The organism is Methylophilaceae bacterium, from assembly GCA_018398995.1.
Classification (GTDB): Bacteria; Pseudomonadota; Gammaproteobacteria; order Burkholderiales; family Methylophilaceae.
Window position 1 is genome coordinate 1,661,569 of sequence record CP073759.1, and the last position, 21,674, is coordinate 1,683,242.

Annotated in this window: 9 protein-coding genes and 1 pseudogene; all 10 read left to right on the forward strand. The window is 41.3% G+C overall.

Going from position 1 to position 21,674, the window contains the following annotated elements:
• Window positions 1-13: 13 nt before the first annotated feature.
• The 10 genes and pseudogenes from KFB94_08430 (at window position 14) to KFB94_08475 (ending at window position 21,449) form a co-directional block, all read left to right on the forward strand.
• A pseudogene (locus KFB94_08430) lies at window positions 14-1,164 on the forward strand (IS3 family transposase).
• 934 nt (window positions 1,165-2,098) lie between these two features.
• Window positions 2,099-10,003, forward strand: a complete 7,905-nt coding sequence (locus KFB94_08435; protein QVL45270.1) for a hypothetical protein — start codon at window positions 2,099-2,101, stop codon at window positions 10,001-10,003.
• 239 nt (window positions 10,004-10,242) lie between these two features.
• On the forward strand, window positions 10,243-13,902 hold the full coding sequence (locus tag KFB94_08440) for a hypothetical protein (GenBank protein QVL45271.1): 3,660 nt from the start codon (window positions 10,243-10,245) through the stop codon (window positions 13,900-13,902).
• Between the two features lie 253 nt (window positions 13,903-14,155).
• Window positions 14,156-15,619 (forward strand): hypothetical protein, encoded by a 1,464-nt coding sequence (locus KFB94_08445; GenBank protein QVL45272.1) that lies wholly within the window; start codon window positions 14,156-14,158, stop codon window positions 15,617-15,619.
• A gap of 218 nt (window positions 15,620-15,837) precedes the next feature.
• Window positions 15,838-17,508, forward strand: coding sequence for a DUF2341 domain-containing protein (locus tag KFB94_08450; GenBank protein ID QVL46639.1), 1,671 nt, complete (start codon window positions 15,838-15,840; stop codon window positions 17,506-17,508).
• An 8-nt stretch (window positions 17,509-17,516) separates the two neighbouring features.
• On the forward strand, window positions 17,517-17,927 hold the full coding sequence (locus KFB94_08455) for a biopolymer transporter ExbD (GenBank protein ID QVL45273.1): 411 nt from the start codon (window positions 17,517-17,519) through the stop codon (window positions 17,925-17,927).
• Window positions 17,928-17,931: 4 nt separating this feature from the next.
• Complete coding sequence (locus tag KFB94_08460) at window positions 17,932-18,336, forward strand: biopolymer transporter ExbD (protein ID QVL45274.1); 405 nt, start codon at window positions 17,932-17,934, stop codon at window positions 18,334-18,336.
• A gap of 25 nt (window positions 18,337-18,361) precedes the next feature.
• Window positions 18,362-19,021 (forward strand): TonB C-terminal domain-containing protein, encoded by a 660-nt coding sequence (locus KFB94_08465; protein ID QVL45275.1) that lies wholly within the window; start codon window positions 18,362-18,364, stop codon window positions 19,019-19,021.
• 113 nt (window positions 19,022-19,134) lie between these two features.
• Window positions 19,135-20,763: a putative porin gene (locus tag KFB94_08470; GenBank protein ID QVL45276.1), complete on the forward strand. Its 1,629-nt coding sequence runs from the start codon at window positions 19,135-19,137 to the stop codon at window positions 20,761-20,763.
• A 23-nt stretch (window positions 20,764-20,786) separates the two neighbouring features.
• Complete coding sequence (locus tag KFB94_08475; protein ID QVL45277.1) at window positions 20,787-21,449, forward strand: hypothetical protein; 663 nt, start codon at window positions 20,787-20,789, stop codon at window positions 21,447-21,449.
• Window positions 21,450-21,674 lie beyond the last annotated feature (225 nt).

Genomic DNA, 21,674 nt, shown 5'->3' on the forward strand with positions numbered 1-21,674 from the left:
AGAGGTGTTTAAAATGAGTGGTAAGCGCTATACAGATGAATTCAAGATTGAAGCAGTCAAACAGGTCACAGAACGTAACTACAAGTTAAGCGATGTTGCAGATCGCTTAGGCGTTACAACCAAAAGCCTACATGCTTGGGTTGCTAGATATGATAATTCAGGCAACCAGCGACAAGCTATTGATACGCAACTAGATGAAATACGGTAGCTAAAAGCTCAGCTCCGACGTGTGACAGAGGAAAGAGACATTTTAAAGGAGGCCGCCGTGTACTTTGCCGTGGAGTCAAAGAAAAGTACACGTTCATAAAGTCAAGGCTCCATCGATTTCGTGTATCGGCAATGTGTCGCGTGATGCAAATTAACCGCAGTGGTTTTTATGCTTGGCTGTTGCAACCTAAAAGCAATCGTCACCGTGAAGATGAGCGGTTACTGGTTAAGATTAAGCAATGCTGGCTTTAAAGTGGCTTTGCTTACGGATATCGCAATATCACCAAAGACCTTAAAGACTTAGGTGAATCATGCGGTAAAAATAGAGTGAACCGCATCATGCGTCAAGCTGGCATACAGTCAAAGCGTCGTTACAAACAACATCAAGGTTTTAGCGGAGGCAATCAACATCATGCTGCCAATAATGTATTGGATCGACAGTTTAGTGTAACGCAACCGAACCAAGCTTGGGTGACCGACTTTACTTACATTCGAACGCATGAAGGGTGGCTGTATGTCACGATTGTATTGGATTTATTCTCAAGACAAGTGGTTGGATGGAGTATGAAGAATAGCCCCAAAGCTGACTTGGTGATTGATGCATTGTTGATGGCTGTCTGGCGCAGAAAGCCAACAAACAAAGTCTTGGTGCATTCTGATCAGGGCATACAGTATACTTGTTCTGACTGGCGCAGTTTCTTGAAAGCGAACCAACTGGAAGCCAGCATGAGTCGACGTGGTAATTGTTGGGACAATGCTGTGGCTGAAAGTTTCTTCTCACTGCTAAAAGGTGAGCGTATTAGAGGCCGTGTTTATCCAACAAGGCAGGCAGCACGATCTGATATATTTGATTATATTGAAATGTTTTACAATCCAAAAAGACGACATGGCAACAACAATGGCATTTCGCCAGTAAACTATGAAAAGCAGTATTATGAGAAGCTATTAATTGTATAGAAAACTAGGGGCTTGCCAGTTGGCTATGGCCGCTTAACTCTACTTTTTGACGATGCTAAAAATGGGGGGGTTACCGTTTGAGAAGACCATTCTCGCCTATGAGGTCTTCAGGCTTTTGATAATTTGATAGCAGGCTATCGATTAAATCATTGGGTAGAGCTTTGTGTGCCGTCATTTTTATTCCATTTCTGAAAAACGCAGTTTCCTGCAAAATGACGTTTACACAAAATTATTTACATCCTCACTGTTGAATTGATTTGGGCTTTCCTCAATAAAACGGATTGCATAATTAAAAGGCATTAGCCTGTTTAGACCTAGTCAATTAAATGAGCACGCATCCCCTCGATTTTATTGTAATACGCTGCCTCAGAATCCACTGGGCTAATCCAGCCGTTTGTTTAGTGTCTCCGTATACAATTATAATAACACACTCAAGTATATGCTGTTGAACCTTTTGCTCGGTTAAAAACGTATACCATAAACGGCTTGCATCAAAGTTTGCATAATCTGACTGTCGGTAAGTCTTGATATCTTCTCAGAAAACTCTAATTAGTTGTGTCTCAGTTTATGGGAAATTGACACTTAATAAATGCAATTTTTTTGTGGGGGGGGGGAGATTACCTTATCTTATGAAGCCCCCAAATTTATAGTCTGCTAGGACTATTTTAAAAATAAGCCTATTCATATTGATTGTCTATTATGACAATATTAATTAGGTGTCTTTATATTTTTTTAACTTGAGACCTTAAAAAAGCTTTTTTGCTATAACAACTTAAGTTTAATATCACAATATTATTTTAATGAACCTTTTTCAATGTGTATACATTGAAAAATAAGTATAACTTTTAATTTTTTGATAATTCTAAATTATTGGATTGATATTAACTTTTTTGGACATGGTATTTCTTATTATTTATTTTTGGAGTAAGTACACATGAGTTTATCATTAGGCACTGATCAAGCAAACGGATCATCGCTAATTTTATTTGCATATGATCGTGCAGCAAACACTTCAGCTTTATTCGATTTGGGTATTTCTTATAAAGACCTTAGTTTAAACAACAGCTCATTTTCTGGTGATAGGATCACGACCCAAACATGGGATTTAACGACTGGTGATTATGAGTCTGCATGGAATGCATTTTCGTTAGCAACAAGTCCTGAAAACGTAGTATGGGGTGTATTCGCACTTGACACTGTTGGTTCGGGTGCTGGTACAAGGGGTATCATTCAGTCGTTTAACGCAGATGGAGGCGCAATGCCTCCTAGCTTTACGACTTCAGTACTCATTGCACAGATTAATACGGCTAATGAATATATTGGTGGCGCAGAATATGCGGTCGATAAAGTTATTTCTACACACGGAAATTCTAATGATGGCGCTTCTGTTGCGGATATTGACTCTATTGGAACTTCTAACATTCTGAATTTGTTAGGTCAAGATGGTGTTAATGCTCAAGGCGGTATTGCTGTTGCATCTTATGGCGAAGATTTATCGCTTTATGAGCGTTTGACTGCAGCAGCTCCGCTAGCGAATTCAACGTTTGCATTTCTGCCTGGCGCTGATCTGTTGCTGACTGCAGAAGGTGTGTTGTCATATGGCCCTATTAACCCGACGATTAGCATTAGCACAAATGACGACAGTTTAACGGTTGCTGAAACGGCTACGATCACATTTACGTTAAGTGAAGTTTCAACAGACTTTACAGTGGAAGACGTGGTTGTTAGCGGTGGTTTACTGAGCAACTTTAGTGGCTCAGGCAAAACTTACACAGCGACTTTTACACCAACGGCTGACAGCACGACTGATGGTGTGGTGAGTGTAGCAAGTGGTAAGTTTAGTGATGTTACAGGAAACTTTAATACTGACGGCAGTGATTCAGATAATACTGTGACGATGGCAGTGGATACAACGTTGGTTGATACGATACTACCAACGATTACTATCAGTACAGATGACGGCAGTTTAAGGGTTGGTGAAACGGCTACGATCACATTCACGTTAAGTGAAGCTTCAACAGACTTTACAGTGGAAGACGTGGTTGTTAGTGGTGGTTTGTTGAGCAACTTTAGTGGCTCAGGCACAACTTACACAGCGACTTTTACTCCGACGGCTGACAGCACGACTGATGGTGTGGTGAGTGTAGCAAGTGATAAGTTTAGTAATGCAGCAGGAAACTTTAATGCTGACGGTAGTGATCTAGATAATACTGTGACGATGGCAGTGGATACAACGCGGCTTATGGATGGCGCTGATGCAAACGGATCATCGCTAATTTTATTTGCATATGATCGTGCAGCAAACACTTCAGCTTTATTCGATTTGGGTATTTCTTATAAAGACCTTAGTTTAAACAACAGCTCATTTTCTGGTGATAGGATCACGACCCAAACATGGGATTTAACGACTGGTGATTATGAGTCTGCATGGAATGCATTTTCGTTAGCAACAAGTCCTGAAAACGTAGTATGGGGTGTATTCGCACTTGACACTGTTGGTTCGGGTGCTGGTACAAGGGGTATCATTCAGTCGTTTAACGCAGATGGAGGCGCAATGCCTCCTAGCTTTACGACTTCAGTACTCATTGCACAGATTAATACGGCTAATGAATATATTGGTGGCGCAGAATATGCGGTCGATAAAGTTATTTCTACACACGGAAATTCTAATGATGGCGCTTCTGTTGCGGATATTGACTCTATTGGAACTTCTAACATTCTGAATTTGTTAGGTCAAGATGGTGTTAATGCTCAAGGCGGTATTGCTGTTGCATCTTATGGCGAAGATTTATCGCTTTATGAGCGTTTGACTGCAGCAGCTCCGCTAGCGAATTCAACGTTTGCATTTCTGCCTGGCGCTGATCTGTTGCTGACTGCAGAAGGTGTGTTGTCATATGGCCCTATTAACCCGACGATTAGCATTAGCACAAATGACGACAGTTTAACGGTTGCTGAAACGGCTACGATCACATTTACGTTAAGTGAAGTTTCAACAGACTTTACAGTGGAAGACGTGGTTGTTAGCGGTGGTTTACTGAGCAACTTTAGTGGCTCAGGCAAAACTTACACAGCGACTTTTACACCAACGGCTGACAGCACGACTGATGGTGTGGTGAGTGTAGCAAGTGGTAAGTTTAGTGATGTTACAGGAAACTTTAATACTGACGGCAGTGATTCAGATAATACTGTGACGATGGCAGTGGATACAACGTTGGTTGATACGATACTACCAACGATTACTATCAGTACAGATGACGGCAGTTTAAGGGTTGGTGAAACGGCTACGATCACATTCACGTTAAGTGAAGCTTCAACAGACTTTACAGTGGAAGACGTGGTTGTTAGTGGTGGTTTGTTGAGCAACTTTAGTGGCTCAGGCACAACTTACACAGCGACTTTTACTCCGACGGCTGACAGCACGACTGATGGTGTGGTGAGTGTAGCAAGTGATAAGTTTAGTAATGCAGCAGGAAACTTTAATGCTGACGGTAGTGATCTAGATAATACTGTGACGATGGCAGTGGATACAACGCGGCTTATGGATGGCGCTGATGCAAACGGATCATCGCTAATTTTATTTGCATATGATCGTGCAGCAAACACTTCAGCTTTATTCGATTTGGGTATTTCTTATAAAGACCTTAGTTTAAACAACAGCTCATTTTCTGGTGATAGGATCACGACCCAAACATGGGATTTAACGACTGGTGATTATGAGTCTGCATGGAATGCATTTTCGTTAGCAACAAGTCCTGAAAACGTAGTATGGGGTGTATTCGCACTTGACACTGTTGGTTCGGGTGCTGGTACAAGGGGTATCATTCAGTCGTTTAACGCAGATGGAGGCGCAATGCCTCCTAGCTTTACGACTTCAGTACTCATTGCACAGATTAATACGGCTAATGAATATATTGGTGGCGCAGAATATGCGGTCGATAAAGTTATTTCTACACACGGAAATTCTAATGATGGCGCTTCTGTTGCGGATATTGACTCTATTGGAACTTCTAACATTCTGAATTTGTTAGGTCAAGATGGTGTTAATGCTCAAGGCGGTATTGCTGTTGCATCTTATGGCGAAGATTTATCGCTTTATGAGCGTTTGACTGCAGCAGCTCCGCTAGCGAATTCAACGTTTGCATTTCTGCCTGGCGCTGATCTGTTGCTGACTGCAGAAGGTGTGTTGTCATATGGCCCTATTAACCCGACGATTAGCATTAGCACAAATGACGACAGTTTAACGGTTGCTGAAACGGCTACGATCACATTTACGTTAAGTGAAGTTTCAACAGACTTTACAGTGGAAGACGTGGTTGTTAGCGGTGGTTTACTGAGCAACTTTAGTGGCTCAGGCAAAACTTACACAGCGACTTTTACACCAACGGCTGACAGCACGACTGATGGTGTGGTGAGTGTAGCAAGTGGTAAGTTTAGTGATGTTACAGGAAACTTTAATACTGACGGCAGTGATTCAGATAATACTGTGACGATGGCAGTGGATACAACGTTGGTTGATACGATACTACCAACGATTACTATCAGTACAGATGACGGCAGTTTAAGGGTTGGTGAAACGGCTACGATCACATTCACGTTAAGTGAAGCTTCAACAGACTTTACAGTGGAAGACGTGGTTGTTAGTGGTGGTTTGTTGAGCAACTTTAGTGGCTCAGGCACAACTTACACAGCGACTTTTACTCCGACGGCTGACAGCACGACTGATGGTGTGGTGAGTGTAGCAAGTGATAAGTTTAGTAATGCAGCAGGAAACTTTAATGCTGACGGTAGTGATCTAGATAATACTGTGACGATGGCAGTGGATACAACGCGGCTTATGGATGGCGCTGATGCAAACGGATCATCGCTAATTTTATTTGCATATGATCGTGCAGCAAACACTTCAGCTTTATTCGATTTGGGTATTTCTTATAAAGACCTTAGTTTAAACAACAGCTCATTTTCTGGTGATAGGATCACGACCCAAACATGGGATTTAACGACTGGTGATTATGAGTCTGCATGGAATGCATTTTCGTTAGCAACAAGTCCTGAAAACGTAGTATGGGGTGTATTCGCACTTGACACTGTTGGTTCGGGTGCTGGTACAAGGGGTATCATTCAGTCGTTTAACGCAGATGGAGGCGCAATGCCTCCTAGCTTTACGACTTCAGTACTCATTGCACAGATTAATACGGCTAATGAATATATTGGTGGCGCAGAATATGCGGTCGATAAAGTTATTTCTACACACGGAAATTCTAATGATGGCGCTTCTGTTGCGGATATTGACTCTATTGGAACTTCTAACATTCTGAATTTGTTAGGTCAAGATGGTGTTAATGCTCAAGGCGGTATTGCTGTTGCATCTTATGGCGAAGATTTATCGCTTTATGAGCGTTTGACTGCAGCAGCTCCGCTAGCGAATTCAACGTTTGCATTTCTGCCTGGCGCTGATCTGTTGCTGACTGCAGAAGGTGTGTTGTCATATGGCCCTATTAACCCGACGATTAGCATTAGCACAAATGACGACAGTTTAACGGTTGCTGAAACGGCTACGATCACATTTACGTTAAGTGAAGTTTCAACAGACTTTACAGTGGAAGACGTGGTTGTTAGCGGTGGTTTACTGAGCAACTTTAGTGGCTCAGGCAAAACTTACACAGCGACTTTTACACCAACGGCTGACAGCACGACTGATGGTGTGGTGAGTGTAGCAAGTGGTAAGTTTAGTGATGTTACAGGAAACTTTAATACTGACGGCAGTGATTCAGATAATACTGTGACGATGGCAGTGGATACAACGTTGGTTGATACGATACTACCAACGATTACTATCAGTACAGATGACGGCAGTTTAAGGGTTGGTGAAACGGCTACGATCACATTCACGTTAAGTGAAGCTTCAACAGACTTTACAGTGGAAGACGTGGTTGTTAGTGGTGGTTTGTTGAGCAACTTTAGTGGCTCAGGCACAACTTACACAGCGACTTTTACTCCGACGGCTGACAGCACGACTGATGGTGTGGTGAGTGTAGCAAGTGATAAGTTTAGTAATGCAGCAGGAAACTTTAATGCTGACGGTAGTGATCTAGATAATACTGTGACGATGGCAGTGGATACAACGCGGCTTATGGATGGCGCTGATGCAAACGGATCATCGCTAATTTTATTTGCATATGATCGTGCAGCAAACACTTCAGCTTTATTCGATTTGGGTATTTCTTATAAAGACCTTAGTTTAAACAACAGCTCATTTTCTGGTGATAGGATCACGACCCAAACATGGGATTTAACGACTGGTGATTATGAGTCTGCATGGAATGCATTTTCGTTAGCAACAAGTCCTGAAAACGTAGTATGGGGTGTATTCGCACTTGACACTGTTGGTTCGGGTGCTGGTACAAGGGGTATCATTCAGTCGTTTAACGCAGATGGAGGCGCAATGCCTCCTAGCTTTACGACTTCAGTACTCATTGCACAGATTAATACGGCTAATGAATATATTGGTGGCGCAGAATATGCGGTCGATAAAGTTATTTCTACACACGGAAATTCTAATGATGGCGCTTCTGTTGCGGATATTGACTCTATTGGAACTTCTAACATTCTGAATTTGTTAGGTCAAGATGGTGTTAATGCTCAAGGCGGTATTGCTGTTGCATCTTATGGCGAAGATTTATCGCTTTATGAGCGTTTGACTGCAGCAGCTCCGCTAGCGAATTCAACGTTTGCATTTCTGCCTGGCGCTGATCTGTTGCTGACTGCAGAAGGTGTGTTGTCATATGGCCCTATTAACCCGACGATTAGCATTAGCACAAATGACGACAGTTTAACGGTTGCTGAAACGGCTACGATCACATTTACGTTAAGTGAAGTTTCAACAGACTTTACAGTGGAAGACGTGGTTGTTAGCGGTGGTTTACTGAGCAACTTTAGTGGCTCAGGCAAAACTTACACAGCGACTTTTACACCAACGGCTGACAGCACGACTGATGGTGTGGTGAGTGTAGCAAGTGGTAAGTTTAGTGATGTTACAGGAAACTTTAATACTGACGGCAGTGATTCAGATAATACTGTGACGATGGCAGTGGATACAACGAACGATGTAGAACCGCCATTGCCTGCAATCACTGCTAAATATTTTGTGATGGCTGGTTCGGGAGCTAATTACATTGATTACCAACTGAATGCATTCCCACTAAATTTACAGGGGCAATATACCGTACAGGCTGGAACCACTGGTGTTGATTCCATTCGCATTCGACCTGGCGCTGCAGTTGATTTCACCTTGTCTGATGAAGGATCCGATAAAATCTATCTGGATGGTAATTTTAGCGATTATGCAGCCTATCTATCAGGTACTACCATAACATTGATAAGAGGCAGTGATGCGACGCAAGAAATGGTGCGCGTAACCAGGGGCGCTAATCTCCTAACAAGTGATGTGTTCATCTTTGCGGATGGCGCACTAAGCAGTTGGGATTTATTTAATCACCTTAAGAATGGATTGGATCTACCTGTACTTGGTGCCGAGACTTCATTGAATCCTTTAGAGCCTGCAGCAGATGGTAGTGTTCTGTCTGCTAGTGTTAAAGCCTTCTCACTTAACAGTAATGGTGAGGTCTTCGTTCCGATGAGTCATGGCATGCACCTTACTGCAGTTGGTAGTACAGGAATCGATACTGTCTATGTAGGTGACGGTAGTTCTGTTGACGCCACATTGCTAGGAGCTGGTGCTGATAAAATTTATTTCCGCGGTCAATGGTCAGACTACAGTAAGACCCTTTCAGGTAGCGTTATAACCTTTGAACGCACGATTAATAACCAAATAGAGACGGTCAGAGTCGTTGGAGGCAATGGTGCTTTGAATGACCATCTGATCTTCGCTGATGGTGCTGTTTTGTCTAATAATGCAAAGTTGGCTCTGCAAAGCAGTATCAATGCAACAATTGACACTGTTACAGGATACGACGCTAGTACTACCACTCCTGGGTTAGCTCCGATGCTGTTGGAAAGTAATCTTGATGATGTGACAAACCTTGATGTTACATCGTCGATTGTATTGACCTATAGTGAAGCAGTTACGGCAGCGTCAGGCAAGTATTTACGTATTATTAATGATGGTGGTGATGGTTTCCGCGGTGAGTCTGAGACGCATACTCAGTTGATTGAAGTGACTGACGAAAGTCAGGTTAGTATTGTTAACGGCACGATCACCATCAATCCACGATTTGATCTTGATTTAGCTAATGACTACCACATTGAAATTGATGCAGGAGCTTTTGTATCAGTTGCGACTGGCGTAGCAAGTAATGCCTATGATGGCACTGACACCCTTAATTTCAGTACAGTAACACCTGGAACGACATCAATTGAAAATGCAGCAGCTTCTGTTGAGATGGATGCCAATGGGGATATGGTGTCAAGTTACGAATGGCTTGATATAGAGGGTATCGGTTCGCCATCATCTGATAATCCAGTATCACTAGATCTTTCAACAGGTAACTATGCTTTAGTGGCCAAGGACTATGATCCAGCTGGTAATGATGAGATGAGTGGCTATGATGGAATAAAGCTCAATAATTTAAATGTGGCAGCAATTGGATTTGGAGCGGGTGATCTGATTTATATTGATGATCAAACCAATAACTCTGATGCATTGAACGACTTAGGGCTTACAGCAATGATTCATTTTGGTACAGCACCGACGAAGCTTCAGTTTGCGGGAACTGATTTGGGAGGTTTTATAGACGTTACACTGAGTGTTTCTCAAATTAGCTTTGATAGCATTGCTGCGTTTAATGAAGAGATAGGTTCTACTGCTGTTATTACAGGGTAAAGTTAAGTAAAACGTAATTAAATTACCAGTGTATTTAAACTATTTAGGTTGCAGATGAACTGCATCTTTTCATAATGTTTAGAAGTGAATTTTTTTGAGAAAGTTAGTTGTGCCAATAGGAACAGAATATTAGTTACAACTGAGCACAGTAAATGAAATAAAGTATTTTGTTTGGTTTGCCAAAATATAATTATTTGTTATTTTTTTATGAAATTAATAAGGTTTATCGAAAGGTTTTTATGTCAGATTCAGATTTGAATTCACCTAGCAATCTTATTCGTATTTTGGATACGGATGGATCGGCAGTCGTTATAAGTAGTGAAATACGGCCAATTGATAAAGAGTCTGATGGTTTAGTCCTTTCGAAGAATGCTTCTAAAGACCTCTCTAACCAAAATTTGTTAGCTGAAAATGTGCCATCAACGCAAAAAGCAGCTTCTCAAGAGTCTGGCAAATCTGTCTCAATAAGATTAGACCGAAAACTTTCTATTGAAGAAGATGAGGAAGAAGAGACAGTTTTTCTTGATTCATCAAACAATGCTTCAGTTGCAGTTGATCAAACTGGTTCGACTCCAGTAACTACAGACTCTTCTGCCACGCAAACGTCTACAACGGATACGTCCGATACAAATAAGGCTGCTAATTTAATTCCAGACTTTGATGGTGGAACATCTAAGTTATTATTTGGTGGATTGTTAGGTTTGGGCGTTATTGCGGCAGCTGCTGGCGGCGGCGGCGGTAGCAGTAGTGGCGGCGGTGGCGGCGGTGGTGGTGGTGCCATTGACACGACCGCGCCATCTATCCTATCACTAACCGTAGATAGAGATTCCACCCCACCGACTATTACGCTGACTTATGATGAAAATCTTGATTCATCAAATTTGCCTAGTCCGCAAGACTTTGTAGTGACGACCGGAGGGTCAATCAATCCCGTTTCTTTTATTGCTATCTCTGAGTCCGTAGTAACTTTAACCCTTGAAAATGCTTTTGGACCTGGATTAGTTAATGTTGCTTATAATACTATTACTATTGATGCTAATAATGCAATTCAAGATATAGCTGGAAACGATGCGATTGGCTTTTCTAGTGGTTTACTTGCTGATGGTTATATTCGTGGTGCAAGGGTCTATGTTGATACAAACAATAATGGTATAGCTGAGGAAGGTCTCGACTATTATGTTGGACCTACTGATGCTAATGGTAATTTCTTTCTGCCAGAAAATGCGCCTTCTGGCAATTTCATTGCGATTGGAGGTATCAATATTGATACAGGGGTAGTTAACAATATTCCTTTAAAAGCTCCCGCTAATTCAATAACGATCAATCCACTCACAACAATTTTGCAAGGTGTGATTGATCAAAATCCAACCCTTTCAGTCGAAGATGCCACAAATGTTGTTCTTACAAGTTTTGGGCTTGAACCATCACTAGATCTTACCAATTATGATCCGATTTCTGAGGGTGATGTTATTGTGCAAAAAGTAGCTGCACAACTGGCAATAGTTATCTCAGTTGCGCAAAGTAATGCTGATGATGGTTCTGATATCGTAATTAGAAGTATCGCAACGCAGATTTCAGACCCAGTATCTAATGTGATATTTGACCTTGCAGATAATGAATTTATTGGATCATTACTCTTTGATGCCGGTTTTGATGAAGAAGCTATTTTACAAAATACTACAACAATTGCTTCAGCAAATAGCAATATTGCAGCGGCTGTAGATATTAATGCTATTAGTAATATACAAGCGATTGCGCTAGATCGCATTTCACCAGCTCAGCCAACTCTCATTCAACTTGAGGAAGGTAGTGATAGTGGTACTAAAGGAGATTGGCTAACCAATATTTCTACACCTGACCTTAAAATTTTTATAAATAATATTTCTGTTGACGGTACTGCTGCAGTTGTAGGTGATACTCTTGTGGTGAGAGTTAATTCAAATGTTGTGTCTTCAACTTTGTTGTCTGCAGAAGATATTGTTAATGGATATGCCAAGATTTCACTTCCGGAATTATCTGATCAAATTTATTCAATCGACGCAAAGCTATCTGACAAAGCTGAAAATGATAGTCTATTATCTACTGTTGTTGATTTGACTATTGACACGACTGCGCCGACGACGACGGTAGCGATTGACAGTATTACGATAGACAGTGGCACATCCTCAACGGACTTTATTACTAACGATGCTGACGGTTTGACAATCGCAGCAACACTAAGCACTGCGTTAGCCGATGGTGAGAAACTTGAGTACAGCACTAACGGAACGAATTGGGCAGACATTACATCATCAGCGACTGGAACGACAGTTTCTTATGCTGATAGTAGCTTAACGAGTTCTGCAACGATTCAAATGCGCGTGACGGATGCGGCTGGAAATGTTGGTACAGCTGCCAGTCAGGCGATTGTGATTGACACGACTGCGCCGACGACGACGGTAACGATTGACAGTATTACGATAGACAGTGGCACATCCTCAACGGACTTTATTACTAACGATGCTGACGGTTTGACTATCGCAGCAACACTAAGCACTGCGTTAGCCGATGATGAGAAACTTGAGTACAGCACTAACGGAACGAATTGGACAGACATTACATCATCAGCGACTGGAACGACAGTTTCTTATGCTGATAGTAGCTTAACGAGTTCTGCAACGATTCAAATGCGCGTGACGGATGCGGCTGGAAATGTTGGTACAGCTGCCAGTCAGGCGATTGTGATTGACACGACTGCGCCGACGATTAGTATTAGCACAGATGACGAAAGTTTAACGGCTGCTGAAACGGCTACGATCACATTCACGTTAAGTGAAGCTTCAACAGACTTTACAGTGGAAGACGTGGTTGTTAGTGGTGGTTTGTTGAGCAACTTTAGTGGCTCAGGCACAACTTACACAGCGACTTTTACTCCGACGGCTGACAGCACGACTGATGGTGTGGTGAGTGTAGCAAGTGATAAGTTTAGTAATGCAGCAGGAAACTTTAATGCTGACGGTAGTGATCTAGATAATACTGTGACGATGGCAGTGGATACTGTAACCACCCCTGGGTTAGCTCCGATGCTGTTGGAAAGTAATCTTGATGATGTGACAAACTTTGATGTTACATCGTCGATTGTATTGACCTATAGTGAAGCAGTTACGGCGGCGTCAGGCAAGTATTTACGTATTATTAATGATGGTGGTGATGGTTTCCGCGGTGAGTCTGCGACGCATACTCAGTTGATCGAAGTCACAGACGAAAGTCAGGTCAGTATTGTTAACGGCACGATCACCATTAATCCACGATTTGACCTTGATTTAGCTAATGACTACCACATTGAAATTGATGCAGGAGCTTTTGTATCAGTTGCGACTGGCGTAGCAAGTAATGCCTATGATGGCACTGACACCCTTAATTTTAGTACAGTAACACCTGGCACGACTTCACTATCCAATGCAGCAGCTTCTGTTGAGATGGATGCCAATGGGGATATGGTATCAAGTTACGAATGGCTTGATATAGAGGGTATCGGTTCGCCATCATCTGATAATCCAGTATCGTTAGATCTTTCAACAGGTAACTATGCTCTAGTGGCTAAGGACTATGATACAGAAGGTAGTGATGACGATATTGGCTATGATGGAATAAGCCTCAATAATTTAAATGTGGCAGCAAATGGATTTGGAGCGGGTGATCTGATTTATATTGATGATCAAACCAATAACTCTGATGCATTGAACGACTTAGGGCTTACAGCAGTGATTGATTTTGGTACAGCACCGACGAAGCTTCAGTTTGCGGGAACTGATTTGGGAGGTTTTATAGACGTTACACTGAGTGTTTCTCAAATTACCTTTGATAGTATTGCTGCGTTTAATGAAGAGATAGGTTCTACTGCTGTTATTACAGGATAGTGAAAATATATGGATTATTCATTAATTAAAGTATCTATCTAATCCATTAAGACTATAAAGTTCCTGCGTTTATTAATAATGCAATTGTATGATGACTGTGGTGTTTAAAAATTTACTCACTTCATATCGAATTTTTAATATTACGATAACAAAATATTGAGAAAAATCACAACGCACCTAATAGTAAAATTATGCTTTATAAAGCATCATTTTCTGAGATTTTGAAAATTTTAAACTAAAGAGGATAGAAAAGATGAAAATTAATCAAATCGCGATATTGATTGCAAGTTTAAGTGCATCTGCATTTACATTTGCTGCTGCAGTTACTCCGCAAGATATCGATCAAGCAAGAACTGGCGGCACGCTTCAACAAGCATGGATTACTGGTGCAAGTGCTCCAACTCAAACAGTTTATGAGGGCTGGGTTAGAGGTTGTGATGTAGGTACAAATTCAATTTTTAGTACAACAAATAGCGGTTCAGCTTTAAGACCAGGAACACTAGGTAACTTCAGCGCTTATGCATGCTTACGTTCCGGTACTGTATCTGTTTTATATCATACATTAGATGGTGGATCACTGAATGCTTATACACCTCACACCATAGGCTCGGTTTTAGGTCGAGTAAAGTATCCAGGAGAAGGAAGCGGTTGTAATGCTTCTCCTGTAGTTTATGAAGATGAAATAAACCCTAATAACAACGCTAACGTATACAAAGGCTGTGACCAAATCGGCAGAGGCTTAACTTCTACAGGTGCCACTTCAGCAGATAATGAATTTAATGCGGCAGCGTTATTAACAGATCCTAATGGTCCCTCTTTTCCCGTAGGCGGTTATTCAGATGTAGAAGCTGCACTTTTTAGTCCAAGCATCGGTGGTGGTAATGTCTCTTCAAAAGGTACAGAAACAGACGTTGGTGTTGGACAAGTATTTGGGGTGGCTGTCAGTATTCCGCTTTATCGTGCATTACAAACTCAGCAAGGCATCTTAACACAAGATGATGATCCAGCTAATGCACCTAATATTACTAGTTCACAATATGCCTCTTTAATTTCACCTGCTGGAGACGCAGCCTTCTCGGGTTGGAATATAATATTGCCAGGTAATCAAAAAAAGGTTAAATTAGAACGTCGAGTGGATACGTCTGGAACGCAGTCAAGTTCTAATGCTTTCTTTCTCAGAAACCCTTGTGCAATCGGAGTAAACCAAACACTTCCATTGTCTTACGCTGTTGATAGTGTTGATGATTTATATCAAGTAGTTCTTCATTCTGGGTCAGGTGATGTGCAAACAGCTTTAACCAGTGCTTCAAACTCACTAAATGAAGCAGATCAATTTGCTATAGGCGTTTTATCATTAGAAAATAATTGGCGTACTGCTGGCTCTAGAGGTGGATATCGTTATTTAAAAATTGATGGAGTTCATCCTGAATTAGATGATACTGATCGAGCACGCAAAACTGCTGCTAATGGCGATTATAAGTTTCACATGGAAATGAAACAGTTTGTAAGAAATGGTCCTAAAACACCTTTTGAGGCTGCGGTTCTGGACGAAATAACAGCGCAATTAAGGAACCCACCTGCTAATACATGCCTTACATTTCCACGTGGTTTAACGTTAAACCCATCAAATGGTTCTTCATGTACGGTTGGTGTACAAATAGCTAAGGCTACTAATTATGGTAGTAACTGTGCAGCACCTATGCAATTTCTTGACTAATAATAATTAGTCAATAAAATAATTAAAAAACACACCCATCTGGGTGTGTTTTTTATATGAAGGTTCCTACATAACTTCTTTTGTGCAAATCGTATTTTTGCTGATCCAATTAAATCTAGTCCGTAATTAATTTAACTGAAACATTAGTTCGTTATAATCTGATCAATTAAAACAAATTGATTATTCATATGCTATATATCACACAGTTAAAACGTTTAATGTCTTATTCGCCGCTAATTGTAGCGAGCTTTTTTTTATTTATTTCACTATCCGCAGGCGCTGCTTGGAATGAAGCTTGGGAAACACGTACTAAGGTTGCAATTAATACGACTGAAGTGACTGAGGCGGTAACCAATGCTTTGATACCAGTACGCTTACATTCAGGTAATTTTGATTTCACCAGTGCAAATTTCGACGGTTCTGATATCAGGATTATTGCTGCAGACGATAAAACAGAGCTAAAATTTTTTGTTGAAAAATTTGATGCCATCAATGAGCTGGCAGTGATTTGGGTGCAAGTGCCTCAATTAATATCATCTAATAAGGACGCCAGTTTTTGGATTTACTCTGGTAACCTTGATGCGCCTGCAGCTGGCAATGCCTCAATTTTTGCTGATAACAGTATAATGCTTAAGCTTTCTTTTAGCGAAAATACATTCCTTACCGATCGTTCTTCTCAACAACTCGTTGTTACTGGAGATGCTACTTTAGAGAAAGCAGGGTTGGTAGGTGATAGTGCACGTATCAATGAAACACCGCTCTTGGTTGCGGCTAAGTCAGATATCGACATTATTCAGGGTTACACATGGTCTGCTTGGATTAAGCCTACTACGCTGCCCCAAACCGCTTCTTTAATGAACCAAGGACAGCTGTCTTTAAAGTTGGATGCTGATACATTAAATCTGACAATTGGTGATGTGGAAATTAAAGGTGGACAGTTTAACCCTGCTGTGTGGCATCACGTTGGTATTACTACAGCTGGTGGTAAAGCGAGCTTATATTTTAATGGCAATGAAGTCGCAACTGGCCAAATAAGTCTGCCTGTATTAAGTGGCGATATTCAAATCGGCGAAAATTTTGTCGGTGAGTTTGACGAACTTGAAACGCTGAGTGTTGCGAAAAGCGCCTCATGGATGAAGTTAGTCAATAATAGCCTTGGTGTTGCCGGCACACTTCTTACGATCACTGCTGAGGAGAGCGAAGAAGAGGGTGGTGAGGCTAGTTATCTGGGTATCTTAATTACCAGCTTAACGCTAGATGCTGAAATTGTAATTGGAATCTTAGCGATTATGTTTTTTATTAGTTTGTGGGTCATGTACGCTAAAGCAGTGATTGTGGTGCGAACTGATAAAGATAATGCAGTGTTTTTGAAACGTTTTCAAAGTGCAAATAATAAAGATTTACTCAATTTAGATGCCGGAATAAGCTTACCAAGTTCAACGCTACTTGGATTGTACAAAGCGGGTATACGCGAAATTCGTAAACGTGAACGATCAGGTGAGCAATTAGTATTAAGTGGCACTTCCATGGATGCTATTAAGGCTGCTGTAGACGCTGACTTGGTAAGAGAAACCCAGCGTTTAAATAGCATGATGGTTTTACTAACCATTGCAATTTCTGGTGGGCCTTTCTTGGGGCTGTTGGGTACTGTTGTTGGTGTGATGATCACTTTTGCGGCGATTGCAGCAGCAGGCGATGTGAACGTAAACGCTATTGCACCAGGTATTGCAGCAGCGTTGTTAGCTACTGTAGCAGGTCTGGCAGTGGCGATTCCTGCTTTATTTGGATATAACTATCTAGCTAGCCGCATTAAAAATATTACCATCTCAATGCAAATTTTTGTGGATGAGTTTGTGACTCGTACCGCAGAGCTTTTTGGTAAAGATTAAGGATATTTGTGTCTGAAGGCGTCAAAGAAGAGAATCAGCTGTATGACGAGATTAATATCACGCCAATGCTCGATCTTGCTTATGTATTGTTAGTGATATTTATCATCATGACTACCGCTTCAATGCAGGGTGTAAAAGTGGATTCTCCAGAAACAGTGAACTCGACTGCTTTGGCTAAACCGCAAATGCGGGCTATTACGATAACAAGTGACGGCACGACTTATTTAGATGCATACCCGGTCGATATGGCAATGCTAGAGCAACGATTAGCTGAATTTAAAAGTGCCAATCCCAACTTGCCCGTTGTATTAAAAGGCGATGCGGCTGCGCATTATGAAAAGGTATCCGAGGTGTTGGAAATTTGTAAAAAGCTAGACATTACAGAAGTTGGTCTAGTAACAAAGAGAATGGTGGAGTAGCACAGTGCAAGTACAAAACGACGCGCAACCTTATGACACCATCAATATTACGCCGATGTTGGATTTAGCTTATGTATTGTTGGTGATCTTTATTCTGATGACCACTGCTGGTGTGCAAGGGCTAACCATGAACTTGCCTAAGCCATCAAATAAGCCAAGTACAGAAAAGCACGATATAAAAATTGTACAGGTTCAAGAAAGTGGCAGTGTCACTATCAACGGTGTTGGTGTCAGCATGGTGGAATTAGAGAGTCAATTGCTTACTGCTCAATCACAAGATCCTAAATTTAACGTCATGATTAAAGGAGATGCTAAGGCACCTTATGCCGGCATTATTAGTGTCATTGATTTAGTGAACAAGTTAGAAATACAGAGTGTCGGCTTAGTCACTGGCCGCATAGGAACCTAATGGTGATAACTAAAAAGATGCTGTGATGGAAAAGGAAAATAACGATAAAAAAGGTTGGCTTAGACGCGGCTTATTTTTGCTGGGAATTTTAGCTTTTTTGTTCTTATTGGGCTTAGGCTTAAAGGACTTGCTAAAAGGGCACAGTCAACCGAAACGACAAATAACGACAATAAAACTGGTGCCAGATATCCCGCCACCGCCGCCGCCGCCGCCGCCTAAGGAGCAGCCTAAGGAGCAACCCAAAGAGGCACCAAAAGCTCCTGAGCCAAAACCAGTAGAAACGCCGCCTCCTGAAACATTAAAAATGGAGGGCGCTGCGGGTGATGAGCCGAGTAACTTTCAAGCAGGTAACGTGACCAACGAGTACAAGGGTGGGGATATCAAAATTGGCTCGGATGCTGGTTTGAAGTTTAGCTGGTATGCAGGATTGATTAAAAGTGAGATTGAGAAAGCACTGCAACGTAATCAGCTGCTAAAAGAAGGCCAATACAAAATGGTGGTATCAGTATGGCTTAAACCGAATGGAGATATAGAAAAACTAACTGTGTTGCAGTCTGATGCAAGTCCAGATATTGAACAAGCATTAAAGGCGGCACTAAATAGCTTGCAATCGATTAAAAAAGCGCCACCAGAGGGAATGCCACAACCGGTGAAGTTAAGGATCACTGCAAGGAAATTAGGTTAACGAGCGCATGATTGTGCTTTGGATACAGAGCGCATCGTATATGTAAAGTATTCACCGAATAATATTATTTGATAAAGGCAAACAACGTAAGTTGTAAAAATTGAAAGATGACTATGTTTATTAAATCTAAAAAAATCACCAGCACTTTATATGGTGTGCTCACATTATTAAGTATGAGTATGATCAATGCGAACGCGTATGCAGATGAGCGTGAAACTTTAGAGGAATTAAGGGCAACAACGATTAACTTGATTGATTTGTTGGTGCAAGAAGGCGTGCTGCCTAAAAACAAAGCGGATGCTATTGTTAAGCAAGCTACTGCCCAAGCAGAACATCAAGCTAAACAGTCTGCAGAATTAAATGACAGCGCTAATGCGCCTTACAAAAAAGAAGACAAATCAGTAAGAGTGCAATACGTTCCTGAGTACGTTAAGGCGGAATTGCGGCAAGATATCGAAAAAGAAGTGATGGCGAAGCTAAATTATAAAGGCGAGGAGCGTTTAGCTTTGCCTGGTTGGATAGATCGCTTTTCTTTTCATGGGGATATGCGTTTACGTGCTCAGTTGGATAGATTTTCCGACAACAATGCCTCGCTAGCAGAATTAAATAACCCACTAAGCGATATGAACCTACAAAATGCAAGTGAAGATAGAAGAAGGCTACGTGTTCGTGCAAGGTTTGGAACGGATGTGCAAGTTAACGATTGGCTAACGGGTGGTGTGCAATTTGTAACGGGTTTGCTTGATACGCCGTTGACGCCAAATCAAACCGAAGGTATGGCACAGGGTAAGTATATTTTTGGTCTTGATCGTGCGTTTTTAAAGGCAGAAGTTAGTCCATGGCTGACGCTTGCGGGTGGACGTTTCGGCAACCCATTTTTACATACTGATATATTATGGGACCCTGACTTAGCATTTGACGGAGCGGTTGCAAAGTTTACGCCAAGATTTAATGATGCTTGGTCATCGTTTGTTACTTTGGGTGCATTCCCAATAGAAGAGGTGCAAACATCTGAAGTGAATAAAGCAAAAGACAAATGGCTATATTCAGTGCAAACGGGTATCAAATGGCAAGCGCCTAATAAAAGCACTTTTAAGCTTGCAGCTGCATACCACGACTATAAAAACGTAGAGGGTAAATTGAATTCAGTGGGCCTAAATGATAACAGTGCTACAGCACCGCTGTTTAGGCAGCGTGGTAATAGTACATTTGATATTAATGCGAATAATACAGGCATTAATGGCGCGCAGCCTATCATCGGAACGGCCTCTAAGTTTGAACAGATAAACTTAACGGGACAAGTGGATCTGATGAATTTTGACCCTGTACACATTACATTGACTGGCGATTACGTCAAAAACATTGGTTTTGATAGAAACGAAATCTTCAGTAGAACAGGTAACGTTTACAAGAAACAAGATGTAGCCTATCAAATGAGACTTGATCTGGGGCATGATAGTTTTAATGCATTCAATAGAGATGGTCCTGTTAAAGACGTAAAGGCGCATGATTGGATGGTTTCATTAGGCTATAAGCATGTCGAAGCTGATTCGGTGCTAGATACCTTTACAGACTCTAACTTTGGTTTAGGTTCTACCAATATTAGGGGTTGGGCATTAGTTGGTAATTATGGTTTAGATAAAAATGCATGGCTAGGTGCCCGTTACCTAACCTCAGATTCGATTAGTGGCTTACCATTTTCGGTAGATGTGTTCTTGGTAGATTTCAATGGACGCTTTTAATGCTAGTTAGGAGCGGAGTTATTATGTTTGTTTTTAAATATGGGTATCAGGTTTGTTTAATAAGCACTTTAATTGTTGGGCTGGCATCGACTGATATAGTCGAAGCGGCTGATAAAGATAGTAAGCGTAATGCCCAAATGATGAGACAAATGCGTCAGCAACAGGCGCAATTGGAAGCAGAAAAACAAGCCAAAGATGCCGAGTTGGCAGAGAAGCAGAAGGCGCTTGAAGAAGCGAGTCAAAATGCCGCTGAAGCAAGTGGTAGTCTTAAAAAAGTGAATACGCAATTAACAAACTCAAATAGAAGCTTACAAAAAACCAAATCCATCTTGGCTGAAAGAGAATCTGAGCTATTGGAAATCAAAAATGAACTAGAAGAATTAAAACAACAGTATCAACAGGCGCTCGCTGATTTAGAATTTAATGAACAACAACGTAAAACACAAGTTGATCATGTTGCGCAAGCTACTAAGCAACTGAATGCGTGCACTGAAAAAAACCAATTATTATATGCGCATGGAAAATCACTGATTAAAATATACGAAACGCCAAGTTTGTATGAGGAGTTCATGCGAAAGGAAAAATTTTTCCAGCTCAAACGTGTTGAACTTGAAAATATATTACAAGATAAATTAGATCAGTTAGATGATGCCAACGTAGTGCTTAACCAAGCACCACAATCCTAGTATCAGTAAAGTCTCAATTTAAAGTTTAAACTAAAACTATTAATACCTATTAGGTTACTATTTTAAGTCAACTTATTGATTTAATTTCTCGCGACCAGAATGCATCAGGTCTATGCAGGTACACATTGAAGCCAACAACACTGCATACCCTGAGTGAGTTGTTGCACTGGCAAGCCCCTAGTATTCTAGACACTTAGTAGCGTTACAATTAACGCAACATAAAAG